Origin of the sequence: Rhizobium sp. TRM95796 (assembly GCF_025779995.1) — a bacterium.
Classification (GTDB): Bacteria; Pseudomonadota; Alphaproteobacteria; order Rhizobiales; family Rhizobiaceae; genus Rhizobium_E.
Window position 1 is genome coordinate 653,137 of sequence record NZ_JAOXHE010000001.1, and the last position, 22,650, is coordinate 675,786.

Annotated in this window: 24 protein-coding genes; 12 read left to right on the forward strand and 12 right to left on the reverse strand. The window is 63.5% G+C overall.

Features of this window, described 5'->3' with window-relative positions:
* Positions 1 to 95 precede the first annotated feature (95 nt).
* Complete coding sequence (locus OCK01_RS03150) at positions 96 to 530, forward strand: MarR family winged helix-turn-helix transcriptional regulator (protein WP_263822657.1); 435 nt, start codon at positions 96 to 98, stop codon at positions 528 to 530.
* Here the strand turns inward: OCK01_RS03150 and OCK01_RS03155 are convergent, their stop codons facing one another.
* Positions 531 to 1,388 carry a L,D-transpeptidase gene (locus OCK01_RS03155; protein WP_263822658.1) on the reverse strand — a complete coding sequence of 286 codons (858 nt, stop codon included), beginning with the start codon at positions 1,386 to 1,388 and terminating at the stop codon, positions 531 to 533.
* A 61-nt stretch (positions 1,389 to 1,449) separates the two neighbouring features.
* Positions 1,450 to 2,022 carry a TMEM175 family protein gene (locus OCK01_RS03160; RefSeq protein WP_263822659.1) on the reverse strand — a complete coding sequence of 191 codons (573 nt, stop codon included), beginning with the start codon at positions 2,020 to 2,022 and terminating at the stop codon, positions 1,450 to 1,452.
* Positions 2,023 to 2,215: 193 nt separating this feature from the next.
* Here OCK01_RS03160 and OCK01_RS03165 point away from each other — a divergent pair, with 193 nt between their 5' ends.
* Positions 2,216 to 3,586, forward strand: a complete 1,371-nt coding sequence (locus OCK01_RS03165; protein ID WP_263822660.1) for a TIGR03808 family TAT-translocated repetitive protein — start codon at positions 2,216 to 2,218, stop codon at positions 3,584 to 3,586.
* A 62-nt stretch (positions 3,587 to 3,648) separates the two neighbouring features.
* On the opposite strand, the gene OCK01_RS03170 is transcribed toward OCK01_RS03165, so the two are convergent.
* Positions 3,649 to 3,846 carry a hypothetical protein gene (locus tag OCK01_RS03170; protein WP_263822661.1) on the reverse strand — a complete coding sequence of 66 codons (198 nt, stop codon included), beginning with the start codon at positions 3,844 to 3,846 and terminating at the stop codon, positions 3,649 to 3,651.
* A gap of 39 nt (positions 3,847 to 3,885) precedes the next feature.
* Positions 3,886 to 4,074, reverse strand: coding sequence for a hypothetical protein (locus OCK01_RS03175; RefSeq protein ID WP_263822662.1), 189 nt, complete (start codon positions 4,072 to 4,074; stop codon positions 3,886 to 3,888).
* A 293-nt stretch (positions 4,075 to 4,367) separates the two neighbouring features.
* Between OCK01_RS03175 and OCK01_RS03180 the strand changes: the two genes are divergently transcribed.
* Positions 4,368 to 4,826, forward strand: coding sequence for a CreA family protein (locus OCK01_RS03180; RefSeq protein WP_246697678.1), 459 nt, complete (start codon positions 4,368 to 4,370; stop codon positions 4,824 to 4,826).
* A 75-nt stretch (positions 4,827 to 4,901) separates the two neighbouring features.
* Here the strand turns inward: OCK01_RS03180 and OCK01_RS03185 are convergent, their stop codons facing one another.
* Both OCK01_RS03185 and OCK01_RS03190 read right to left on the reverse strand, forming a co-directional pair.
* On the reverse strand, positions 4,902 to 5,366 hold the full coding sequence (locus OCK01_RS03185) for a chemotaxis protein CheW (protein ID WP_137157961.1): 465 nt from the start codon (positions 5,364 to 5,366) through the stop codon (positions 4,902 to 4,904).
* Between the two features lies 1 nt (position 5,367).
* Positions 5,368 to 7,419, reverse strand: a complete 2,052-nt coding sequence (locus tag OCK01_RS03190) for a methyl-accepting chemotaxis protein (protein ID WP_263822663.1) — start codon at positions 7,417 to 7,419, stop codon at positions 5,368 to 5,370.
* 288 nt (positions 7,420 to 7,707) lie between these two features.
* Between OCK01_RS03190 and OCK01_RS03195 the strand changes: the two genes are divergently transcribed.
* The 7 genes from OCK01_RS03195 (at position 7,708) to OCK01_RS03225 (ending at position 13,670) form a co-directional block, all read left to right on the forward strand.
* Complete coding sequence (locus OCK01_RS03195; RefSeq protein ID WP_263822664.1) at positions 7,708 to 8,310, forward strand: SCO family protein; 603 nt, start codon at positions 7,708 to 7,710, stop codon at positions 8,308 to 8,310.
* 2 nt (positions 8,311 to 8,312) lie between these two features.
* Positions 8,313 to 9,188 (forward strand): 50S ribosomal protein L11 methyltransferase, encoded by an 876-nt coding sequence (locus OCK01_RS03200; RefSeq protein ID WP_263822665.1) that lies wholly within the window; start codon positions 8,313 to 8,315, stop codon positions 9,186 to 9,188.
* 479 nt (positions 9,189 to 9,667) lie between these two features.
* Entirely contained in the window at positions 9,668 to 10,540 is an 873-nt protein-coding gene (gene panC, locus OCK01_RS03205; protein ID WP_263822666.1) for a pantoate--beta-alanine ligase, read from the forward strand.
* 13 nt (positions 10,541 to 10,553) lie between these two features.
* Positions 10,554 to 11,384, forward strand: coding sequence for a 3-methyl-2-oxobutanoate hydroxymethyltransferase (gene panB, locus OCK01_RS03210; protein WP_263822667.1), 831 nt, complete (start codon positions 10,554 to 10,556; stop codon positions 11,382 to 11,384).
* A gap of 289 nt (positions 11,385 to 11,673) precedes the next feature.
* On the forward strand, positions 11,674 to 12,606 hold the full coding sequence (locus OCK01_RS03215; RefSeq protein WP_263822668.1) for a hypothetical protein: 933 nt from the start codon (positions 11,674 to 11,676) through the stop codon (positions 12,604 to 12,606).
* Positions 12,607 to 12,679: 73 nt separating this feature from the next.
* On the forward strand, positions 12,680 to 13,369 hold the full coding sequence (locus OCK01_RS03220) for an AzlC family ABC transporter permease (RefSeq protein WP_263822669.1): 690 nt from the start codon (positions 12,680 to 12,682) through the stop codon (positions 13,367 to 13,369).
* 1 nt (position 13,370) lies between these two features.
* Entirely contained in the window at positions 13,371 to 13,670 is a 300-nt protein-coding gene (locus OCK01_RS03225) for an AzlD family protein (RefSeq protein WP_182829003.1), read from the forward strand.
* 6 nt (positions 13,671 to 13,676) lie between these two features.
* Here OCK01_RS03225 and OCK01_RS03230 read toward each other — a convergent pair whose 3' ends face one another.
* Positions 13,677 to 14,165, reverse strand: a complete 489-nt coding sequence (locus OCK01_RS03230; protein ID WP_263822670.1) for an acyl-CoA thioesterase — start codon at positions 14,163 to 14,165, stop codon at positions 13,677 to 13,679.
* A 268-nt stretch (positions 14,166 to 14,433) separates the two neighbouring features.
* Here OCK01_RS03230 and OCK01_RS03235 point away from each other — a divergent pair, with 268 nt between their 5' ends.
* A complete protein-coding gene (locus OCK01_RS03235; protein ID WP_263822671.1) occupies positions 14,434 to 14,640 on the forward strand; it encodes a hypothetical protein in 207 nt (68 codons plus the stop codon).
* A gap of 57 nt (positions 14,641 to 14,697) precedes the next feature.
* Here the strand turns inward: OCK01_RS03235 and OCK01_RS03240 are convergent, their stop codons facing one another.
* Entirely contained in the window at positions 14,698 to 16,527 is a 1,830-nt protein-coding gene (locus OCK01_RS03240; RefSeq protein ID WP_263822672.1) for an aminopeptidase P family protein, read from the reverse strand.
* Positions 16,528 to 16,769: 242 nt separating this feature from the next.
* Here OCK01_RS03240 and OCK01_RS03245 point away from each other — a divergent pair, with 242 nt between their 5' ends.
* The gene (locus OCK01_RS03245; RefSeq protein WP_263822673.1) at positions 16,770 to 17,072 is read left to right on the forward strand and encodes a hypothetical protein; all 303 of its coding nucleotides are present in this window, start codon (positions 16,770 to 16,772) and stop codon (positions 17,070 to 17,072) included.
* Here OCK01_RS03245 and ligA read toward each other — a convergent pair whose 3' ends face one another.
* The 4 genes from ligA to OCK01_RS03265 all read right to left on the reverse strand — a co-directional run bounded on the left by ligA (position 17,073) and on the right by OCK01_RS03265 (position 22,560).
* Complete coding sequence (gene ligA / locus OCK01_RS03250) at positions 17,073 to 19,229, reverse strand: NAD-dependent DNA ligase LigA (protein WP_263822674.1); 2,157 nt, start codon at positions 19,227 to 19,229, stop codon at positions 17,073 to 17,075. It abuts the gene before it with no gap.
* Positions 19,230 to 19,357: 128 nt separating this feature from the next.
* Entirely contained in the window at positions 19,358 to 19,669 is a 312-nt protein-coding gene (locus OCK01_RS03255) for a DUF2442 domain-containing protein (RefSeq protein WP_263822675.1), read from the reverse strand.
* Positions 19,670 to 20,016: 347 nt separating this feature from the next.
* A complete protein-coding gene (recN, locus tag OCK01_RS03260) occupies positions 20,017 to 21,690 on the reverse strand; it encodes a DNA repair protein RecN (RefSeq protein WP_263822676.1) in 1,674 nt (557 codons plus the stop codon).
* An 18-nt stretch (positions 21,691 to 21,708) separates the two neighbouring features.
* Entirely contained in the window at positions 21,709 to 22,560 is an 852-nt protein-coding gene (locus OCK01_RS03265) for an outer membrane protein assembly factor BamD (RefSeq protein WP_412178974.1), read from the reverse strand.
* Positions 22,561 to 22,650 lie beyond the last annotated feature (90 nt).

Here is a 22,650-nt window from a genome sequence, read left to right on the forward strand (position 1 = left end):
ATTTGACAGAAGCTATATAGTGCACAATTATGTTGTGCGCAATATAATTTTACAAAATTCATTTCGGCGTGTATGGATGGGATCAGGAGACTGCCATGACCGACGACCCCTTGAGCCTCGACAACCAGCTTTGCTTCGCCATCTATGCGGCGAGCCACGCCTTCACAAAGGCTTATCGGCCGCTGCTCACAGAGCTCGGCCTCACCTATCCGCAATATCTCGTGATGCTTGTTCTATGGGAAAAACGCGCCGCGAGTGTGACAGAGATCGGCGCGGCGCTGGGGCTCGACACCGGCACACTGTCGCCGCTGCTGAAACGACTGGAAAAGACCGGCTATATCAGGCGCGAACGCAGCCGCGAGGACGAACGCCAGGTGATGATCGCGCTGACCACGTCGGGCGTGATCCTGAAAACGAGGGCGCAGAATGTGCTGAAGACCATCGGCCAGGCGATCGGCTGCGACCTTCAACAGATGCAGGCGCTGATGGACGGATTGCGCCGGGTCAGGCGCAATCTCGAAGAGGCGTGATCACTTCACCACGATCTGTGCGCCGCGGCCGACGCGGCGATAGAGATCGACGACATCCTGATTGAACATGCGGATGCAGCCGGACGAAACCTGCTTGCCGACCGACTTCCAGTCCGGCGTGCCGTGGACGCGGAACAGCGTGTCCTTGCCGTCGGCGAAGATATAGAGTGCGCGGGCGCCGAGCGGATTGTTGACGCCGCCGACCAGGCCGCCATAGGAGGCCGAGAACATCTTCATCTCCGGCTTATTGGTGACGTAGTCCTCGGACGGCGTCCAGCGCGGCCATTCGCGCTTGAACTGGATCACGCCGCGACCCTTCCAGGCATAGCCCTGGCGACCGATGCCGACGCCGTAGCGCATTGCGCGGCCATTGCCCAGCACGAGGTAGAGATGGCGCGAGCGCGTATCGACCACCAGTGTGCCGGGCTGTTCCGACGTCTTGTAGGCGACTTCCTTGCGCAGGAATTCGGGATCGACATTTTCCACCGGCACGGCTGGCACCCGGCGACCGCCCTCTTCGAATTCGGCATAGGCGGCGACGCGCAGCTTGGGCTGAGCATACATCAAGGACGGATGCTGCATCATCGCGCCGGTCGTTGCAGCTGAGGCGATCGGATAGCCCGCAGTGTCCTGATAGACAACCGTCGGCTTGATCTCGTTGACGTCGGAGGTGAACACCGTCTTCTTCTTGACCACCACCGGACGCGCCCAGACCGGATAGGTCTGCGCCACGAAACGGTCGGCGTCGGTGGAGCCGGTGTCGTAGAAATTGAGATCCTCGGGAGAACTCAGGCAGCCGGCCAAGGGTACAGACAAAAGCGTAAGAGCCAAAACTGTCTTGAACGTGCGCGTCTTCATGTCGGGACTCCGCGAGAAGGTTTTCCGCCTTCCGCCATCGCATAGCCAACTGGCGCGGAGCTTATGCTGACGGACGGACGAACCGCCGGTCCGGGATGAACCACATCGCCGTCACGCCGGCATAGACGGCGAGGCCTAGCGCGGGCGAAAGGAAGGACAGGCCGAAGCCAGCGGCATAGCCGAGCGCCGAGGCGGCGCCTTTGACGTCGCGGCCGATCGCATGGGCGAAATCGCTCTCAGGCCCATGCAGCGCGCGAAAGGCGCGGACGAGCAGGCTATAGGCGGCGGAGCAGAGGAAGAGGTCGGCGCCATAGAGCGCGACGCCGAATCGGGAAAAGGCGCCCTCGCCCATGACCGCGGTGGCGAAGGGCATCAGTGACAGCCAGAACAACAGATGCAGGTTGAGCCAGAGGATGCGGCCGTCGACCCGCGTCACCCGCGAGAGCATGTGATGGTGATTGCTCCAGCATATGCCGACATTCACGAAGCTCAGCACATAGGAAAGAAACACCGGCCAGAGCTTGAGGATCGCGCTCCAGTCTTCGCCTTCGGGCGGGCGGAGCTCCAGCACCATGATGGTGATGATGATGGCGATGACGCCATCCGAAAAGGCCTCGATCCGCCCCTTGCCCATGCTGCATGCCTCCACCCCCGGCCAGATCGGTTCCGATCGGTGAAGGGCGACATTCGCCGCGCGGCTAAGGATTGTCTTGGCGATTTCCCGCAGGTTTGGCCTTTTCCGCTGTCGGCGCGCCGCTTCCGTCCGGGCCTTCACCTGCGATTAGGCAATCTCGGCCATTCTGGCGGGCGGTTGACGGGAGAAGACAATGACGGCTGGCGCGGCATGGACGAGGCGAAATCTGCTGACGGCGGCGGCGGCGGCTGTCGCGGCCTCGACGCGCAGCGCACTGGCACAGGACGTCACCGGCTTTCGCGGCGCGCTCAATTCGGAGGAGTTCGGCGTGCGGCCGGGCGCGGTCGATCCGGCCAGCCGCGCCTTCCAGGCCATGCTCGACGCCGCCGCCAAGCGCGACGCGCCGATCTTCCTGCCTCCGGGACGCTATGAAATCTCCGACATCACGCTGCCCGAGACGGTGCGGCTGAGCGGCGTGCCGGGCGCGACGCAGCTCGTCTACACCGGCTCGGGTCGTTTCATGCAGGCGGAGGGGTCGAAGCGCGTCATGATGGCTGGTCTGACGATCGACGGCGCCAATCGCTGGCTCGCCGACGATCAGAATGGGCTGGTGACGCTCCGCAATGTCCCCGTCGTCGACATTGCCGACCTGGAATTGCGCGGCAGCCCCAAATTCGGCCTCTGGGTGGAGCGCTCGGGCGGGCGTATCGCCGACAACGCGCTGTCGGGCGCCACAGAGAGCGGCCTCTATGCGGTGGAATCGACGGGCTTGCAGATCACCGGCAATCACGTCTTCGATTGCGGCAATGGCGGCATTCTCGTCCATCGCTGGAGCAAGGGCGCCGACGACACGATCGTCACCGGCAACCGCGTCGAGCGCATCGCCGCCAAATCCGGCGGCACCGGCGAAAACGGCAACGGCGTCAACGTCTTCCGCGCCGACGGCGTCATCGTCGCCAACAATCACATCTCCAACTGCGCCTTCTCCGCCGTCCGCTCCAATGCAGGCTCCAATGTGCAGATCCTCGGCAACCAGTGCCTGGCGTCGGGCGAAATGGCCATCTATTCGGAATTCGGTTTCGAAGGCGCGATCATCGCCATGAACCAGATCGACGGCGCGGCCAACGGTATCGCGGTGGTGAATTTCAACGAAGGCGGACGTCTCGGCGTGGTCAGCGGCAATATCGTCCGCAACCTGCGCGCCGAAGGGCCCTATGTGCAGGAGGGCCAGTATTTCGGCATCGGCATATCCGCCGAAGCCGAAACGACCGTAACCGGAAACGTCGTCGAGAACGCGCCGCTCTGGGGTCTTCAGATCGGCTGGGGGCCCTATCTGCGCAATGTCTCCGTCACCGGCAATGTCATCCGTCGCGCCGGCGTCGGCTGCGCCGTCAGCGTGGTCGAGGGCGCGGGTCCTGCGCTGATCCAGTCAAACCAATTTTTCGAGACGAAGGACGCGGCCATCGCCGGTTTCCGCTGGGCGGAAAAAGTGACGGACGATCTTGTCCAGGGCTCGGGAGAGAACTTCCCCCATTTGAGTCTCCTGGGCAACCAGGCCGCATAGACCTCACGCCCCTCGTCTCACGGCCCCCTCCCGGAGCCCCGAATCCAGTCCGGGATTGGCCCTCAGGCGCGGCGGCCGGTATTGTTGTAAATCTGACGTCCGACCAGCCAGGCGACCGGTATCGCCAGCACCGCGCCGGCGAGCGCTGCGCCGCCGATCTGCCAGCCCTCGCTCATGCGGGCGGCAAGCAGGGCGGTGACGGCCGACCCCATCATGACGGTGGCGACCAGAACATAAATCATGGCGACAAGGCGAAACATGGCTCTCTCCCCTCCTATGGGACGATGGCTGAGCGCCGATCAACGACGGCTCGGCAGGCGGCGCGAAAAGCGTCCATGCAGGTTGCGGATCCGCGCCTGATGTCGCGGATCGAGACCAGCCGCCACTTCCGACCGGCCAATGCCCATGGCGAGTTCGATCGCGGCGGCAATTCCGATCAGTCCGAGCAGGATGACGAATGGCGTGAAGAGTTCGACGATGTTGCGCATGACGCGGCTCCTTCATCAGCAGTGATGAAAGGCTACACCCGCCGGACGCCACCGCCTTGACCTCGCTCAACCGCATTTCATGACAGCTGAGAAGGCGCGCCGCGCTAAGTGCTTGTCGCGGCTCGCGTCGCTGCGCCTCCGATTGACGATCGTCAGCAGGAAAGGCGAAGACGTGCCGACAAATTTTTCCTGATCTTGAAAGCGGTGGCCCGCGTGACCACTCTCAGGACAGATGCGATCATCACGAGGAGACGAGCATGAAGATTTGGAAGCGCGCCGCATTCGGAGCGTTGATGGCGGCGGCGGGCGCTTCGCCCGTCCTCGCGGCCGATCGGGTCGGCGAAGTCGGCGTCGACTGGACCGGCAACGACATCGTCGTCGACGCCGTTCAGGACCCGAAGGTTCAAGGCGTCACCTGCCATGTCGCCTATTTCGATCGCGGGGTCATCGATCGTCTGCGCAAGGGCAACTGGTTCGAGGACCCGTCCAACAGTTCCATCGCCTGCCGCCAGACCGGGCCGATCACCCTGGGCGACATCGATCTGGACGAGGATGGCGAGGAAGTCTTCCGCTCGGGCCTGTCGCTGGTGTGGAAATCGTTGGTCGTCAACCGTATTTACGACAAGAAGAACGACACGCTGATCTATCTGATCCATTCGCGCGAAGTGGTCGAAGGATCGGCGAAGATGGCCATCTCCACCGTGCCGCTCTTCAATCAGCAGGTCACGTGGACGGAAGGCAAGCCGCAGTAAGGCGCATAAACGCTGAAGGCGCGGGACCCCGCCAACTGGGCTCCCGCGCTGAATGTATGCTCAGGTCGTTTCGGCTCAGGCAGCCTGCTTGAGCTCGTCGGCGATCACCGTGTCGAGGTTGAGGAAGCAGACCATCGACTTTTCGAGCGCCACGATGCCGCGGCAGAAGGCGCGCTGGGCTTCCGGAATGATTTCCGGGGCCGGCTGCAGATCGTCGTTCTTGATCGTCATCATGTCCGAGACCTGCTCGACCAGAAGACCCACCAGCTTGCCGCCGATATCGGTGACGATGATCGCCGAACGTTCGGACGGCTCGGTCATCTTCATGCCCAGGCGGCAGGCCATGTCGATGACCGGAATCACCGCGCCGCGCAGGTTGATCAGGCCGAGCACATAGGCCGGCGTATGCGGCATCGGCGTCACAGGCGCCCAACCGCGGATTTCGCGGATCGCCATGATATCGATACAGAATTCCTGATCGCCAAGGTGAAACGACACGATTTCGAGGTGCGATCCGGACTGCTTGATCGTCATGCTCATGTTAGAACTCTTCCCAGTTGTTGGCGTTGGAGCTGGAGACCGCCGAAGCGGCGGGTTTCGAGCCGAAAGCTCCTGCGAGCTTGTCGACCAGATTCTTGGCGGGCGACGGACGCGGTCGCGAGGCTTCGCTGGCCGGCTTGGCCGGAGCGAAGAGGGATTTGGCGCGCACCGGCGGCGAAGACGGCTGCGCGGATTGGCGCGGCTGCGACGCGGCCTGATCGGAGCCGCCGGAGGAGAAGGCGGCCGAGCGGCCGGCGGTGGCGGAAATCTGGAACTGTTTCATCAGCGAGGTCAGGCCGCCCGCATCCTGCGCCAGCGTATGGCTGGCGGCGTTGGTCTCCTCGACCATCGCGGCGTTCTGCTGGGTCATCTGATCCATCTGGTTGATGGCGCTGTTGATCTGCTGGATGCCGACCGACTGCTCCTGAGCGGTGGTGGAAATCTCGCGGACGATCTCGTTGATCCGCGACACTTCGGCGGCGATGTCGACCAGCGCGTCGCGGGTGGCGGTGACCAGTTCGACCCCGGTCTTCACTTCGCCGCTGGAGCGCGCCACGAGGCTCTTGATGTCCTTGGCGGCGCCGGCGGCGCGTCCGGCGAGTTCACGGACTTCCTGGGCGACCACCGCGAAGCCCTTGCCTGCTTCACCGGCCCGCGCCGCTTCGACGCCGGCGTTCAGGGCGAGCAGATTGGTCTGGAAGGCGATCTCGTCGATGACGTTGATGATCTTGCCGATTTCGTTGGAGGCCGTCTCGATGCGCTCCATGGCGTTCATCGCTTCGGAGACGACGGTGCTCGACTGCTGCGCATTCGCCTTGGTGCCGTCGACCATGCGGGTCGCCTCTTCGGCGCGCTCGGACGATTTCTTGACGGTGGCGGTGATTTCCTCGAGCGCGGCCGACGTCTCTTCGAGCGACGCAGCCTGCTGCTCGGTTCGGCGGGCAAGATCGTCGGCGGCGCCGCGCATCTGTGAGGCGTTTGCTTCGATGGAGGCGGAATTGTTCTTCACCTCGGCGATGACGGACTGCAGTTTGTCCATGGCGCGGTTGAAGTCCTCGCGCACTCGCTCAAGATCTTCACGGAACGGCTTGTCGATCTGCACCGTCAGATCGCCGTCGGCGAGCCGCGCCAGCGCGTTGGCGAGATTGTCGACGGCGAAGCGGACCTGTTGTTCCTCCTCGCGGCGTGCGGCGTCGCGCTCCGAGCGTTCCCGGTCGTTGCGGTCGCGCTCCTGGTTGGCGTTCTGCGCGAAAAGGCGCTTTTCCAGACCGGTCGCCCGCAGGGCTTCAGCGGCGCGGGCCATCTCGCCGAATTCGTCGCCGCGTTCACCGCCGTCAATCTTCGAATCGAGATCGTCGTTGCGCATCCGCTCCAGCCCGTCACGGATGGCGTAGACCCCGCGACGGATGGCGGCGGAATGGATAGGAAAGAGGATCGACATCACGCCGATGCCGATCAGACCGAGTAGAATCTGCATGTAGAGGGCGTTCTGCGTGACGGCTTTCGCGTCAGTGACGGAAGCGTCAGCTCTCGCCTTGCCCTCGAGCGCGAGTTCAGCGAGGAGCATGCTCACCCGTTCGCCGGCGCCATCGATCGCATCGTCGATGGCTGCGAAGTCGCCATCGGGGGCGCCCTGCTCGATGAGCCGCGGCAGGTCGGTAAGCACCGATGCGCGAATGGCCTCGACATCGCTTGTATAGGTCTGCACCAAGCTCGAATTTCCGACAGTCGCCGCAAGGGAGGTCAAAAGCGGCTCAGCCTGTTTCAAACGATCGAGCGATTGCGACATCAACGTGATGCGCTCGGGGTCCACCTTCTTTTCCGCTCTGTCGACGATCGCATCCATCGCCGCCAGCACCATACCGAGATTGTCGATCCGGAGTTGCTGGACGACGGCGACGTCGTCGCGCAGCGCCTGCGCTTCTTCGAGCATCTGGATGGCGGCGCGGTTCTGCAGCCATCCGACGCCGACCATGGCGCCAAAGCCCAAAATCGCCGCTGCTCCGATCGACAGCAGGCGCTGATTGACTGAGAGGGATCGTTTCTGTTCCATTGGCCCCGCCGTCTGCCAGATAAATCTTTAGAGCACCCTAATTCACGGATGGCTGCGAAGTAGTTAACGGTGGCTGTAATCCCCATTCTGCTTTCTTGCCGCAGATTAATATTGCTGGGTTAATCGACTGTTAAGATGTTGCGGGCGCAACCCAGGCGCACACTGGCGAAGGTTCTTCGTCAAATTTGCAAAGCTTCGATTTGTCGCCTTGCAGCGGACGCCGATTTTTGATCAATGCCTGTTCAACGTCGATGGCAGCCTCGCCATGCGCCAGGAAGGAATGACATCATGAAGACCGTCCGCATCGTTCTCTTCGTATTGGCCGCTGTCATGGCGGGTCTGTTCGTCTGGCTGTGGCAAACCGCGAAGCAACAGGAGACGGCACTGTCGGACGAGCCCTTCGGCGCCCCCTTCGCGCTGACCCGGCAGGATGGCCAGCCGATCACCGAGCAGGCCTTCCGCGGCAAGCCGACCGCGCTGTTCTTCGGCTTCACCCATTGCCCGGAAATCTGCCCGACGACCGTTTACGAGCTCACGGGATGGCTCACATCGGTCGATCCCGACAAGTCGAAGATGCAGGCCTATTTCGTGTCGATCGACCCCGCCCGCGACACGCCGCAGACGCTGGGGACGTATCTCTCCAACGTCACCGACCGGATCACAGGCATTTCCGGCGAGCCTTCCAAAGTCGAGGCCATGGCGCGGAGCTTCAAGGTCTTCTTCAAGAAGGTGCCGACGGATCCGGCGAAACCCGACGAAGACTATACGATGGACCATACGGCGTCGGTCTTCCTGCTTGACAGGCAGGGTCGCTTCGCAGGAACCATCGCCTATGGCGAAAATCCCGATGTCGCCGTCCAAAAACTCAAGAATCTGATTGCGAGAAACTGACCGTGAGCGAAATCCGCCTCTATGTGACCACGACGGAGCCCGTGGCCGAAGCCGTACTCAACGCTTTGTCCGAATTGTTCGGCGAGGAGGACTACGCCATCGCCACCCAGGAGGTGGACGAGGTCCAGGAGATCTGGGAAGCTTCGATCTATATGACCGCCGAGCAGGAGGCCGATATCGCCGTCGTCTTCGGCGAACTGGTCAGCCAGGCCTTTCCGGATCTCACGGTCGAGCGCGAGGTGCTGCCCGACATCGACTGGATCACCAAATCGCTGGAAGGTCTGAAGCCGGTCCGCGCCGGTCGCTTCCTCGTCCATGGCAGCCATGACCAGGACAAGGTCAAGGTCAACGATATCGGCCTGCTGATCGACGCCGGCCAGGCCTTCGGCACCGGCCATCACGGCACCACCGCCGGATGCCTCAACGCCATCGACCGCGTGCTGAAATCGCGCAAGGTCGCCAATGCGCTCGATCTCGGCACCGGCTCCGGCGTGCTGGCCATCGCCGTGCGCAAAATGGCGCGCATACCCGTCGTCGCCACCGACATCGATCCGGTGGCGATCCGGGTGGCGCGCGACAATGTCCGCCTCAACGGTATTTCCGACGGCGTTCATCTCGCCACCGCGCCCGGCTTTCATCATCCGGTGTTCAGCGAGCACGGCCCTTTCGACCTCATCATCGCCAACATCCTCGCCCGTCCCCTGATGAAGCTCGCGCCGGAACTGGTCCGGAACCTGTCCGATCGCGGCACGGTCATCCTGTCGGGCATTCTCGCCGCGCAACGCTGGAAGGTGATCGCCGCCTATAACGGCGCCGGCCTCAAGCATGTGAAGACGACCTGGATGAACGGCTGGGTGACGATCGAACTGAGGCGCTGAGAGCGCCTCCCCTCCCCATCCGCAAGGAAGTCCCGCCGATCGCGCACAAAAAAAGGCGGCGCCGGGAGGAGGAGGGCGCCGCCTTCGATCAGCAAGGCTGACCAGTCTTCCGGAAGCTGGGAGGAGGAGGAGTGCTTCCGAAAGACAATATCATGTCCAGAACGTGCGGCTTGGGAGGAGGAGGATGCCGCCAGTCCTTGGGAACATGAAGAGTTTGTGGCCGCTAGGCCGAAACTTTTTTATGTCCTCGTCAGTCCGTTTCCGTCCTGACTATGATCAAAAGATAATTCACTCGAATTGATTTTGTAAGAGGCAAGTCGGAATGGGAGCCATGCATATTTTGCATGCGCGAACGCCTTTATCCCTTGAACAGCCGGAAAAGCGAGCAGATTCAGCGTGTCTGTGCCTGCATATTGTGCTTTTGCACTGCAACGATTATACCACCTCGCAACAAGGCGGAAGACCGCCGGGGAGGACATGTGCAGATCATCACGACGATCGCCGCCATGCAGGAGCGTCTGCGGGACCATCGCCGCGCCGGAAAAACCATCGGCCTCGTGCCCACCATGGGCTATCTCCACAAGGGGCATATGGAGCTGGTGCGCCGCGCCCGCGCGGAAAACGACGTCGTGGTCGCCTCGATTTTCGTCAATCCGCTACAATTCGCCGCCAATGAGGATCTCGACAAATATCCCCGCGCGCCGGAGCGCGACAGCGCCATGCTGCGCGAGGGCGGCGTCGACATTCTCTTCGCGCCCGGGGTGAGCGACATGTATCCCCGACCGATGGAAACGGTGGTCGACGTGCCGAAGCTAGGCGCGCAGTTGGAGGGCGAAGTCCGCCCCGGCCATTTCGCGGGCGTCGCCACCGTCGTCACCAAGCTCTTCAACATCGCCGGTCCCGACCGAGCCTATTTCGGCGAAAAGGATTACCAGCAGTTGCAGATCATCAGGCGCATGGCCGAGGATCTCGCCCAGCCCGTGGAGGTGATCGGCGTGCCGACGGTGCGCGAGGCCGATGGTCTCGCCTGCTCCTCGCGTAATGTCTATCTCACCGAGGAAGAACGCCGCGCCGCCGCCGTCGTGCCGCGGGCGCTGGATGAAGCCCAGCGCCTGATCGACGGGGGCGAGCGCGATCCCGCCGCTCTGGAGAGGTCGGTCGCCGAATTCATCGGCAAGGAACCGCTCGCCGCCCCAGACGTCGTGGCAGTCCGCCATGCCGAGACGCTGGAGCGTCTCGATCGCATCGGCGACGCCCCTGCCCTCATTCTGCTCTTCATCCGCTTCGGGACCACCCGATTGCTGGACAACCGCGTGCTGGTCCCCGCCGGGGCCTCCGCCCGCCCCGCCTGAACGGAGACCGCCCATGAGCGTCCAGCCCCAGCAGAAACGCCGCACCGCGGCATCGATCCAGGCGCTCAAGGGCGCCCGTCCCGTCGTCTGCCTCACCGCCTATACCGCGCCCATCGCCAAGCTGCTCGATCCGCATTGCGACCTGCTGCTGGTGGGCGACAGCCTCGGCATGGTGGTCTACGGCATGGAATCGACCGTATCGGTGACCGTGGAAATGATGATCGCCCATGGCCAGGCGGTGATGCGCGCCTCCAAGGAGGCGTGCGTGGTCGTCGATCTGCCGTTCGGCTCCTATCAGGAGAGCAAGGAACAGGCCTTCCGCACCGCCGCCCGTATCATGAAGGAGACCGGGGCCTCCGCCGTCAAGCTCGAAGGCGGTGAGGAAATGGCCGAGACCGTCGCCTTCCTGTCGAGCCGTGGCATTCCCGTGATGGGCCATGTCGGCCTCATGCCGCAGCTGGTCAACGCCACCGGCGGCTATCGCTCGCTCGGCCGGTCGGACGCCGAAGCCGAAAAGATCCGCCGCGACGCCTGCGCGATCGACGACGCCGGCGCGTTCTCGATGGTCATCGAAGGCACGATCGAGCCGGTGGCGCGGGATATCTCCGCAGGCCTGAAAGCCGTGACGATCGGCATAGGCGCCTCCGCAGCCTGCGACGGCCAGGTGCTGGTGTCGGACGACATGCTCGGCGTGTTCACAACCTTCAAGCCCCGCTTCGTCAAGCATTTCGCCAATCTCGCGCCCGAGATCTCCGCCGCCGCGGCCGCCTATGCCGAAGAAGTGAAGGCGAGAACATTCCCGGGCGAAGACCATACGTTCCAGATGAAGCGTCAGAAGCTGTAACGATTGTCGCGGCGCGTTTGAAACGGGCGCCCGACGCGGGGGCAAGTCCGCGCCGGGCCATCGGCGTTCCGGGGTGAGACGCCGAGAAATCATACGCCGGACCGCGTGACCGGGCGCCTTCGCCTTGGCGCCTCGGGACTGCCGCCCCGAGATCCGCCGCTATGGGCATGAAAGCCAATCCCGGGAAAAGCAACTGCAAAAATTTGGCTCACCCGCCTCCCAGGAACATGTCATACTGTCTCTGGTCCGTTCGCCGGAAGAAGCGACGCCATGACGAGGAAGGGAAAGCGTGACACCCGACGCAGCCATCGACATCAGCGGCGAGGCCTCCCGTTTCCGGGACGACATCGGCGTCCTCTTGGCCTTGCCCGACATGCCGCGCGCCGTGCGCGACTTCGCCCGGCGCTATGTCGCTCATTTCGAACACAGACCGCTTCTCAATCTGGTCGCCAGCGATCGCGGCCGGGTGATGATGGCCTGGATGGCGCTCTATTTCGACGCTCTCTACGATCCCGCCATTGCCGGCTCCGGGCTGACGGTCAATCGCTTCAAGGCCGCCTGCGCCGACACCGGCCTCTGCAGCCAGGGTCGCGCCTCCGCCATGCTGGGGGTCATGCGGTTCGCCAAACATGTGGAGACGGTCACCGAAGCGCGGCGCGGCCATTCGCTCCGGCTCACGCCAACCGACAAACTGCGCGCCGCCTTCCGCGAACGCATCGCCAATACGCTGAGGTCGATGAGCCTTGTCTTGCCAGAAGGCCGCCTCGGGCTCGCGCGGCTCGGCGATCCCGTCTTCGAGAAAGCCTTCATCATCGGCGCCTGCCAGGCCTATCTGGGGCGCGAGCGGCCGATGGCCTCCTGCCCGCTCGCCAGGATGTTCGCCGACAAGAAAGCCGGTTTCCTGATCCTGTTCAGCCTCATGCTGTCGACCGACGACGAAGGACTGCCGGTCGATCAGCCCATGACCGCCTCCATCGCCTCCCTATCCAAGGCCTTCGCGGTGTCGCGGCCGCAGATCAAGCTGCTGTTCCGCGCCGCGGTCGAAGCAGGCGCGCTGCGGCCGTCAGGCGACGACGGCAAACGATTTTATCTGTCCGAGGCCATGCGCGCCGAATGCATGCTGCTGATGGCGAGCTTTTGGGTGATCGCCGCTTGCGGCGTGCGCGCCGGTCTCGCAGCGGTGGATGACGCCCAACGGCCTGTTCATCACGCAGTCTTATGAACCGATCAACAAGTCGAGATTGTCTTGACGGCCCGAACGGCTAAAAGACGTCGGCCTCTCGACGGAAAACCTCATGAATCGCGATGAAATACTCTCCGGCATGCGCGCCACGCTGCCGTCGCTGCTAAGCGCCCTGCCCTTCGGCGTGTTGCTCGGCGCCGTGTCGACCAATATGGGCCTGTCGATCAGCGAGATCCTGCTGATGAACATGACGATCTACGCCGGCGCGAGCCAGCTGGTCGGCATCGAGCTCTTCCGCCACAATGTCGCGCCCTGGCTGGTGGTGGCCTCGATCTTCGCCGTGAATTTCCGCCACATCCTCTATTCGGCTGCGCTCGCCAATCACATCGAGCATTTCTCGCTCGGCAAGAAGCTCGTCGCCTTCTTCCTGATGGTCGATCCGCAATTCGCCGAAAGCCTGAAGCGGGCAGAGAGCGGCGTCCCGCTGACCTTCACCTGGTACGTCTCCTTCGGGCTGACCTTCTACATCACCTGGCAGATCACCGCCGTGCTCGGGGCGATCTTCGGCTCGCTGGTCGGCGATCCCCGCGCGCTCGGTCTCGACGTGCTGCTGACCGTCTATTTCCTCGGTCTGACCCTCGGTTTCCGCAAGAAGGACAACTGGCTGCCGACGGTGCTGGCGAGCGGACTTGCCGCCATCCTCGCCAAGCATCTGGTCGGCTCGCCCTGGCATATCAGCATCGGCGCGCTGTTCGGCATCCTGGTCGCCACGCTTCTGCCAGTCCGCGAAAGGAAGGCCTGATATGGATCCGACTTTCGCCCTCACCATCCTGGCGGCCGCCGTCGCCACCTATCTCACCCGCGCTGGCGGCTATGTGCTGATCCGTTCGATGAAGACGATCTCGCCGCGCATGGAAGCGGCGCTCAACGCCGTCCCCGCCGCCGTCCTCGCCGCCCTCGTGGCGCCCGCCTTCGTCTATGACGGTCTCGACGTGACGCTGACCATGATCGTCGCCGCCCTGATCGGGCTGCGCGCGCCGTCGCTGGTGATGCTGGTCATCGCCTGGATCTTCGTGGTGGCCTACCGGCATCTGGTGGGGTGAGTTTTCTTATTCCCCAGCCTTGACCTTCTTGAAGCGATGTTCGAATTCCTGTCGCAACGCGCGGCGGTCGAGCGCCGCCTTCTCACGCCGTTTCTTGACATCGCTGTCGACCGCGAGCTTCGGCACCGACGTCGGCTTGCCCGCCGCATCGACCGCGACCATGGTGAAATAACAGGAATTGGTGTGGCGGCGTTCGCCGCTCCTGATTTCTTCGGCCTCGACGCGGATGCCGATTTCCATTGAGGTGCGGCCGGCGTAATTCACCGAGGCGCAGAAGGTGACGAGCTCGCCGACATGGATCGGCTGACGGAACACGACCTGATCGACCGACAGCGTCACCGCATATTGCTGGGAAAAGCGCGAGGCGCAGGAATAGGCGACACGGTCGAGCAGGTTGAGCAGCGCGCCGCCATGCACCTTGCCGGAAAAATTCGCCATGTCTGGCGTCATCAGCACGACCATTTCCAATTCGCTCGGATCATGCGCGCGGTCCATGGATCATCCTTTCGCAGCAGCAATACGTTGAGCTTGCATTATCCGGACAAGGGCCGAACGAAAAGGGCGTCGGACAAATTGTTTTCCATTGAACCGATCGAACGCCGTTGATAGCGTAAAGATGAAAGATTTTTGCAAATTTCCATTGCTTCAACTTCATTGGGTTCTCATGCGTATTTTCCGTGGCTGTCCGCGTCGAACGGCTTTCATCCCTTTTCTGTTGATTTTGCTGGCATCCTGCATGGGACCTCCGGCAACTGGTCAGATCATGGTCAAAACCAACGGCGCAGGGCAAATCGAGAGCATCGTCGTCAGCAAGAGCACCGGCAATGCTAAGGTGGACCGGCGCGCTTTGCTGTTCGTGAAGAACACCTTCGCACAGAGCGTGCCTCATCCCCGGGTGCGCCATCGCTATGTCTACCCGGTGGCGATCTCGAAAACTGGCCCGAATGGATTAAGGGTTAGTTTGTTCTAGCCATAAGATTTACGCATGAGCGCCGCGTCTCGCGGCGCATGCCAGTTTGGCATCGCCTCACCCCAAGCGCGCCGTCGCCCGTTTCAGCCAGGTCTTCGCCGCCTCGTCCTCGATCAGCGGCAGGAGTTTCTCGCGCGTTTCGGCGTGATAGGCGTCCAGCCACAGCAGTTCCTCGCGCGTCAAGAGATGCGAGAGGATCAGGCGACGGTCGATCGGGCAGAAGGTCAACGTCTCGAAGCCCAGCATCGGCCGGTCGCCGCCCTCGATCATCTCGGGCTCCGTGACATAGATGAGGTTTTCGATGCGGATGCCGTAAGCGCCCGGCTGGTAGAAACCGGGTTCGTTGGACAGGATCATGCCCGGCAGCAATTCCTGCATCGCGGCGCGGGAGATGCGCTGCGGCCCTTCATGCACCGAGAGATAGGAGCCGACGCCATGGCCGGTGCCGTGGCCGTAATCGGCGCCGGCCTTCCACAGCGCAATGCGGGCGAGCGGATCGAGATCGACGCCGCGGGTTCCCTTGGGGAAGCGCGCCATGGAGATGGCGATCATGCCCTTCAGCACCAGCGTGAAGAAGCGCTTCTGCTCCTCGGGAACCTCGCCGATGGCGATGGTGCGGGTGATGTCGGTGGTGCCGTTGATATATTGGCCGCCGGAATCGAGCAGGAACATCTCACCCGCGCGGAATTTGCGGTTGGTCGGTTCGGTGACGCGATAATGGATGATGGCGGCGTTTTCGCCCGCCCCCGAAATCGTATCGAAGGAAATGTCCTTGAGCGGGTTCTGCATGCGCTCGCCGACGCGGATGCGCGACGCCTCAAGCGCCTTGACCGCCGTGATCTCGTCGAGGCTATCCGGGGCCTGCGCGTCGAGCCAGGCGAGGAATTCCACCATGGCCGCGCCATCCTGCAGATGCGCCTTCAGCGAGCCGGCGAGCTCGGCGTCGTTCTTGAGCGCGCGCGGCAGTTTCGCCGGGTCGTCTCCGGCCATAACCGAACCGCCCGAAGCTTCGATCAACAGATGCAACGCATAGGGCGCGAGATCCGGATCGAGCATCACGGGACCGGCGGAGGCCGCCGACGTCAGGCTCGCGGCGAAGGCTGCAGGCTCCTTCTGCAGCGACATCTGGGCGAGATAGGCGCGGGCCTCGATGCCGGTCTTGCGGATGTCGAGGAAGATCTCGGCCTCGCCCGACGCGTGGATGATGGCGCGCGCCAAGGGATGCGGCGTATGCGGCACATCCTGCCCCCGGATATTGAAGGCCCAGGCCACCGAGGAGGGATCGGTCAGCGCGACCGCGCTTGCGCCCTTCTCCGCCACGAGGGCGGCGATGCGGGCGATCTTGTCGACCGCCAGTTCGCCGGCGTGATCCAACTGCTGGATCGTCACCGAGCCGAGCGGCTCGGCGGGACGATCGTCCCAGATCGCATCGAGCGGATTGGTTTCGAGCATCACCAGTTCGCCGCCCCTCGCCGAGAGTGTCTTAGCGAGCTTGTCGATCTCCGCTTTTGTGTGAAGCCAGGGATCGACGCCGAGGCGCAGCCGGTTAGGGCCGTTCTTTTCCAGCCATTTGTGCGGCGGTTCGCCGACCAGATCGCCGCCGGTGAACACCGCGCCGTCGACCTGCTCCTTGAGCTGGGTGGTGTAGCGGCCATCCACGAAGACCACGGCCTCGTCCTTGAGGATCAACGCCACGCCGGCGGAGCCGGTGAAGCCTGTCAGCCAGGACAGGCGTTCGGCCGACGGCGGCACATATTCGCCCTGGAACTCGTCGGCGCGCGGCGCGAGAAAGCCGTCCACGCCCAGCTCCGCGAGCTTTGCCCTCAGCCGCGCGACGCGCTCGGCGCCAAATTGAGGATCGGCGGTGGTCTCGAAGGTCTGGAACATGGCGCACTCCGGCGGATCTTGAAATCGAGGCCCCTGTTTACCGCCGAGTCGGGCGGAAGGAAACAACCGGCCCGCTATAGCGGCTCATTGGCGCAAACTGGTGGAAATCAGCCACAGCGGACGCGGCGAGGCGCCGAAATCCTTAACAAAAGGTTAACGGCGCAAGTTTCGTACAATCCTCGCGGCGCAGGGTTTTCCAAAGACAGCCTTAGGGCGACTCGACGGAAGGACATGAGATGGGAATGATCAGCTCTCTCGGCTCCCCGCTACTCGGCGGCTATTATCCGAGCTATTTTCAGAGCCAGCGCGGCGCTGTGAGCGACGGCTTCAATCAGGCCGTGGACCAGACGGCCGACGACACGCCGCGCGGTCGCGCCGCCTCCCAGACCATGGCGGCCAACGACTGGTCGGACGACGAAGCGGAACAGCGCGCAGCCGCCGTGCAGCCGGTCGAAGAGCAGGCGGAAGAGGTGGTGGAGACCAGCGAGGAACTCGCCGCGTTGGAAAATGAACTCGACGAATTGCTGTCGGTGTTCCTGCGGTAATCAGCCGGCGATGAGGCCCAGCCACTCGTCCTCGGTCATCACAGTCACGCCCAGTTCGCGCGCCTTGTCGAGCTTCGAGCCCGCGCCGGGTCCGGCGACTACGTAATCCGTCTTCTTCGACACCGAGCCCGCTACTTTGGCGCCCAGGCTTTCGGCCCGCGCCTTGGCCTCGTCGCGGGTAAACCGCTCCAGCGAGCCTGTGAACACCACCGTCTTGCCGACAACCGGGCTGTTGGAGGCGACCGGCGCTTCCATCGCCTGCGGCGTCACCTCTTCCAGGAGACGGCCGATGACCGCGAGATTGCGCGGCTCCTTGTAGAATTCCACGATGGCGCGGGCCACGACCTCGCCGATGCCCTCGATGGCGTTGAGCTCGTTCCAAGCCTCGCCCGACAGGCTGGCCGCCTCCTTCATGCCCGTGGCAAAGGCCTCATAGGTCCCGTAGGCGCGCGCCAGCAGCTTGGCCGTCGTCTCTCCCACATGCCGAATGCCGAGCGCGTAGATGAAACGGTTGAGTGCGATCTCGCGGCGGGAATTGATCGCGGCGTAGAGCTTGGTCACCGAGGTCTTGCCCCAGCCGTCGCGATTTTCGAGCTTCGACAGGGGCGACGCCGACTGCCGGCGTTCGAACGTGAAGATGTCCGCGGCGGTCTCGATCCTGAGAGCGGGATCGTCCGTGGTGAAGAAGAACTCGATCTGCTTCGCCCCGAGCCCTTCGATGTCATAGGCGTCGCGCGACACGAAATGCTTGAGATGCTCCATGGCCTGCGCGGTGCAGACGAAGCCGCCGGTGCAGCGGCGCACGGCGTCGACCTTGCCGGTCTTCTCGTTGACTTCCCGTACCGCATGGCTGCCGCAAACCGGACAGGTCTTGGGGAATTGGTATGGCTCCGCCCCTTCCGGCCGCTTGTCCATCACGACATCGACGATTTGCGGGATCACGTCGCCGGCGCGCTGGACGATGACGAGGTCGCCCACCCGGATATCGCGGCCCTCGCGGATCGGCTCGCCGGAATTGCCCAGACCCTTGATGTAATCCTCGTTGTGCAGCGTGGCGTTGGTGACCACGACCCCGCCAACAGTGATCGGCGTCAGCCGCGCCACGGGCGTCAGCGCGCCGGTGCGGCCCACCTGGATGTCGATGGCCTCCAGCGTCGTCATCGCCTGTTCGGCGGGGAATTTATGCGCGGTGGCCCAGCGCGGGCTGCGCGAACGGAAGCCCAGCCGCTCCTGCAGGTCGAGCCGGTCGACCTTGTAGACGACGCCATCGATATCATAGTCGAGATCGGGCCGCATTGTGCCGATCTCGTAGTAATGCGCGAGGATGGCCTCCACCGAATTCAGCCGTTTGGTCAGCGGATTGGTGGGGAAGCCCCAGGATTTGAACGCCTCGACCATGCCGTGCTGGGTGTCGGCGGGCATGGCGCTCATCTCGCCCCAGGCATAGGCGAAGAAGCGCAGCTTGCGCGTCGCCGTCACCTTGGGATCGAGCTGGCGGAGCGACCCCGCCGCGGTGTTGCGCGGATTGACATAAGTGGGTTTGCCCTCGGCCTCCATCTTGGCGTTGAGCGCGAGGAAATCGGCTTTGGCCATGTAGACCTCGCCGCGCACCTCCACCACATCCGGCGCGCTTTCTGGCAGCGTCTGCGGGATTTCCGAAATGGTGCGGATATTGGCGGTGACGTTTTCTCCCACCGCGCCATCGCCGCGCGTCGCCGCCGTCACCAGACGGCGATTCTCATAGCGAAGCGACATCGAGAGCCCATCGATCTTCGGCTCCGCGGTGAAGGCGATCGAGCCATCCGGCAGCACGCCGAGGAAGCGGTAGACCGAGGCCACGAAATCGGCGACGTCCTCGTCCGAAAACGTGTTGTCGAGCGACAACATCGGCCTGATATGCCTGACCTGCTGAAACCCCGCCGCCGGCGCGGCGCCAACCTGACGCGACGGGCTGTCGGGGCGCACGAGGTCCGGAAAAGCGTTTTCCAAAGCCTCGTTGCGGCGCTTGAGCGCGTCATACTCCGCATCCGTAATCTCCGGCGCATCCTTGCCGTGATAGAGCGCGTCGTGGCGGGCGAGTTCCTTGGCGAGGAAAGCCAGTTCCTCGGCGGCGGCCTCCGGCTGCATCAGTTCGACGGGCGTGGATGTGTCGGGCATGGCGGCTTCCTGGTCAGTCGCTATATCGTGGGGCACACCGATTTGCCAGAGTTAGGCGCGCGACGCCAGACCCAAGTGAACGGTGAGAGGGACTTCAACGGCTTTGAGATCGGTGGCCGATGCGGCTGTCAACCGTCGATCCAATCCTTTGCCTCCTTCTCACGCTCCTCATCTGCCGCCATCGCTTTGTAGCCAGCCTCAAGGGACATTTCCCGGACACGCACGTAAAGGGCTTGGGGATCCAGATCGACGCCATTCCCCCAACTCACCGCGCCAAACTGATCAATCGTCACCTGAGCAAACAAGGCTTCATCGCGAAGGGGCTCAAACGAGGGGCCAAACAGCCGATCGGCGATCAAGATGTCGCCAGCGATCCCATCATCAAAACGCAAGGCAAGGACATATCCGGGTTTAGCGGTCACGCTGACTACTTTTGCCATTGTTCGTCCCCCAGGTTTCCCTCATTCGGATGCTTCTCTGGTGGCGCCAGGCGCCCGCCCGATTGTCTCAAGGCCAAGCATGGCGATCAAGCTTTATTGTTCAACGGAAAATGGTGTCGTATGCGCAGCAGCTGCCAACCGACAAGACGAAGGCAACTTCGACGGCGCGCCATGCCACGCCGTCATCCTCGGGCTTGTCCCGAGGATCTGCAACCCATTGATATCAAACAAGGTATCCTCCGACGGCAGATCCTCGGCACAGGGCCGAGGATGACGGCGGAGAGGGTTCGGCGTATCGTGACCGGCTCCTTGTTCGGAGCTTTAGCCTAGCGCCGCAGGAAGACGTATCATCCCTCGCCCGCCAGCAGCTTCGCCGCCGCCGCGCGCGCCTCTTCGGTGATCGAGGCGCCGGCCAGCATGCGGGCGATTTCCTCGCGGCGCTCGTCTTCGGCCATGGTGGCGACGCGGGTGGCGATGCGGCCGTCGCCGCCTTCCACCGGGCCCTTGGCGATCAGGAGATGCGTGTTGGCGCGGGCGGCGACCTGGGGGGCATGGGTGACGGAGAGCACCTGCACGCGCGCCGACAGGCGCTTCAGCCGCTGGCCGATGGCGTCTGCGACGGCGCCGCCCACGCCGGTGTCGATTTCGTCGAACACCAGGGTCGGCGCGGAGCCGCGATCGGCGAGCGCCACCTTGAGCGCGAGGAGGAAACGCGAGAGCTCGCCGCCCGAGGCCACTTTCATGATCGGGCCGGGCCGCGTGCCGGGATTGGTCTGGACGTGGAATTCGACCCGGTCGATGCCCGACGCGGTCGCCTCGGCTTCGTCTGCGGTGACTTCCACCATGAAGCGGGCGCGTTCGAGCTTCAGCGCCGGCAGTTCCGCCATGACGGCCTCGGCGAGCGCGGCGCCGGCGTTGCGGCGCTTGTCAGACAGCATGCGGGCGGCGGTGAGGAACACGACGGCGTTTTCCTTCTCGCGCTCTTCCAGCCGCTTGAGTTTTTCCTCGCCCTGGTCGAGATCGGCGAGATCGGCGACCATCCTGGCGGCCAGCGCCGGCAGGCCGGTGACCGGCACGGAATATTTCCGCGAGGCGGCGCGCAGCGCAAACAGCCGCTCTTCGACCCGCTCCAGCTCCTTGGGATCGAACTCGGTGCGGCGAAGCGCCGATTCGACGAGATTCTGCGCGTCTGACAATCTATCGAGCGCTTCGTCGAGCGCTTGCACGGTTTCCTCGAGCAGACCCGGCGCTTCCTGCGACTTGCGCTCGAGACGGCGCACCAGCGAGGCGATATGCGGCACCGGCGAGGCCGTGCCGTTGAGATAGTCCGAGGCTTCGGAAATATCGGAGGCGACCCGCTCGACCTTCATCATCCGCGCGCGCTTCTCGGCCAGGTCTTCCTCTTCGCCGTCGACAGGAGCGAGCTTTTCCAACTCCTCGACCGAGGCCCTGATGTAATCGGCCTCGCGCGCCGCGGCTTCGACCTTGGCGCGGTGCGTCTTCAACTCGCGGCTCGAATCCTTCCAGGTCTTGTAAAGCGCCGCCAGCGCCTCGCATTCCTCGGTCAGGCCGGCGAAGGCGTCGAGCAGCAGGCGATGCGCCTCTGTGTCCACCAAGGCGCGGTCGTCGTGCTGGCCATGGATTTCGACGAGCTTCGTCCCCGCCTCGCGCATCAATTGCACGGAGACCGGCTGATCATTGACGAAAGCGCGGGTGCGGCCGTCGGCCGATTGAACGCGACGGAAGATCACGTCGCCGTCGTCGTCGATGCCGTTGTCTTTCAGGAAGGCGCGGAGCGGATGCTTGCCCGGCAGGTCGAAGACCGCAGTCACCTGCCCCCTGTCCTCGCCATGGCGCACGAGCCCGCCATCGCCCCGCCCGCCGAGCGCCAGCGACAAGGAGTCGAGCAGGATCGACTTGCCAGCGCCGGTCTCGCCCGTCAGCACCGAAAGCCCGGGCTGGAAGGCGAGATCGAGCCGATCGATCAAGACGATGTCACGGATCGACAGCTGGACGAGCATGGATCAGACCATTGTGTTTCAGGTCGATTCGCCGAGAAGCAACTTCTTGCCGGCGCGGGAGATCCAGGAACCGGTGTTTTCACGCGGCTCCAGACCCTGGGTCTTGAGCAGCGCGAAGCTGTCCTTGTACCACTCGCTGTCCGGATAGTTGTGTCCGAGCACTGCGGCGGCCGTCTGCGCTTCGTCGGTCAGGCCGAGCGCGTAATAGCATTCCACGAGACGCGCCAGCGCTTCCTCGACCTGATTGGTGTTGGAGAAGGTCTCGACGACGTTGCGATAGCGCGACACGGCGGCGAGATATTCCTTCCGCTCCTGATAGTAGCGGCCGATCTGCATTTCCTTGCCGGCGAGATTGTCGCGCGCCATGCGAATCTTCACCTGGGCGTCGTCGACATATTCCGAGGTCGGATAGTTGTTGACGACCTTCATCATCGCTTCGATCGTCTTGGCGGAGGCGCGCTGGTCCTGCGTCACCACCGGGATCTGCTTGGCGTAGGCGAGACCGATCATATACTGGACGTAAGCGGCGTCCTTGGTCTGCGCATACAGATTCATATAGCGCTCGCCGGACTGGATGGCGGCTTCGTTGTCGCCCTGGCGATATTTCACGAAGGTCGCCATGACCAGCGCCTTGCGCGCCCATTCGGAAAAGGGATGCTGCTTGTCGATGGCGTCGAACTTGCGCTGCGCCTCGGTCAGCTTGCCGGCGTTGATATTGGCGAGACCCTGATTGTAGAGCACGTCGGGCGGGTCGGTCTGCACGCCGAGTTTGGTGATGTCGAGATCGGGATCGCTGGTGCAGGACGACAGCATCATGCCGGAGGCGCTGATGGCCAAGGTCACAAGCACAACGCGCGTGGATAGTTTCATCATCTCACTTCCTGCAAATCCCCAGCGGGCCCGGCTTATTGAAAAGCCCCTCTGCCTCGCCTCTCCGTTCGTGGCGTTACTAGCCATAAA

What these genes read in the sequence shown, in the direction of transcription:
- OCK01_RS03150 (WP_263822657.1), top strand. Translation starts at nt 96, where the DNA reads ATGACCGACGACCCCTTGAGCCTCGACAACCAGCTTTGCTTCGCCATC.
- OCK01_RS03155 (WP_263822658.1), bottom strand. Translation starts at nt 1,388, where the DNA reads ATGAAGACGCGCACGTTCAAGACAGTTTTGGCTCTTACGCTTTTGTCT.
- OCK01_RS03160 (WP_263822659.1), bottom strand. Translation starts at nt 2,022, where the DNA reads ATGGGCAAGGGGCGGATCGAGGCCTTTTCGGATGGCGTCATCGCCATC.
- OCK01_RS03165 (WP_263822660.1), top strand. Translation starts at nt 2,216, where the DNA reads ATGACGGCTGGCGCGGCATGGACGAGGCGAAATCTGCTGACGGCGGCG.
- OCK01_RS03170 (WP_263822661.1), bottom strand. Translation starts at nt 3,846, where the DNA reads ATGTTTCGCCTTGTCGCCATGATTTATGTTCTGGTCGCCACCGTCATG.
- OCK01_RS03175 (WP_263822662.1), bottom strand. Translation starts at nt 4,074, where the DNA reads ATGCGCAACATCGTCGAACTCTTCACGCCATTCGTCATCCTGCTCGGA.
- OCK01_RS03180 (WP_246697678.1), top strand. Translation starts at nt 4,368, where the DNA reads ATGGCGGCGGCGGGCGCTTCGCCCGTCCTCGCGGCCGATCGGGTCGGC.
- OCK01_RS03185 (WP_137157961.1), bottom strand. Translation starts at nt 5,366, where the DNA reads ATGAGCATGACGATCAAGCAGTCCGGATCGCACCTCGAAATCGTGTCG.
- OCK01_RS03190 (WP_263822663.1), bottom strand. Translation starts at nt 7,419, where the DNA reads ATGGAACAGAAACGATCCCTCTCAGTCAATCAGCGCCTGCTGTCGATC.
- OCK01_RS03195 (WP_263822664.1), top strand. Translation starts at nt 7,708, where the DNA reads ATGAAGACCGTCCGCATCGTTCTCTTCGTATTGGCCGCTGTCATGGCG.
- panB (WP_263822667.1), top strand. Translation starts at nt 10,554, where the DNA reads ATGAGCGTCCAGCCCCAGCAGAAACGCCGCACCGCGGCATCGATCCAG.
- OCK01_RS03220 (WP_263822669.1), top strand. Translation starts at nt 12,680, where the DNA reads ATGAATCGCGATGAAATACTCTCCGGCATGCGCGCCACGCTGCCGTCG.
- OCK01_RS03225 (WP_182829003.1), top strand. Translation starts at nt 13,371, where the DNA reads ATGGATCCGACTTTCGCCCTCACCATCCTGGCGGCCGCCGTCGCCACC.
- OCK01_RS03230 (WP_263822670.1), bottom strand. Translation starts at nt 14,165, where the DNA reads ATGGACCGCGCGCATGATCCGAGCGAATTGGAAATGGTCGTGCTGATG.
- OCK01_RS03235 (WP_263822671.1), top strand. Translation starts at nt 14,434, where the DNA reads ATGGTCAAAACCAACGGCGCAGGGCAAATCGAGAGCATCGTCGTCAGC.
- OCK01_RS03240 (WP_263822672.1), bottom strand. Translation starts at nt 16,527, where the DNA reads ATGTTCCAGACCTTCGAGACCACCGCCGATCCTCAATTTGGCGCCGAG.
- OCK01_RS03245 (WP_263822673.1), top strand. Translation starts at nt 16,770, where the DNA reads ATGATCAGCTCTCTCGGCTCCCCGCTACTCGGCGGCTATTATCCGAGC.
- ligA (WP_263822674.1), bottom strand. Translation starts at nt 19,229, where the DNA reads ATGCCCGACACATCCACGCCCGTCGAACTGATGCAGCCGGAGGCCGCC.
- OCK01_RS03255 (WP_263822675.1), bottom strand. Translation starts at nt 19,669, where the DNA reads ATGGCAAAAGTAGTCAGCGTGACCGCTAAACCCGGATATGTCCTTGCC.
- recN (WP_263822676.1), bottom strand. Translation starts at nt 21,690, where the DNA reads ATGCTCGTCCAGCTGTCGATCCGTGACATCGTCTTGATCGATCGGCTC.
- OCK01_RS03265 (WP_412178974.1), bottom strand. Translation starts at nt 22,560, where the DNA reads ATGAAACTATCCACGCGCGTTGTGCTTGTGACCTTGGCCATCAGCGCC.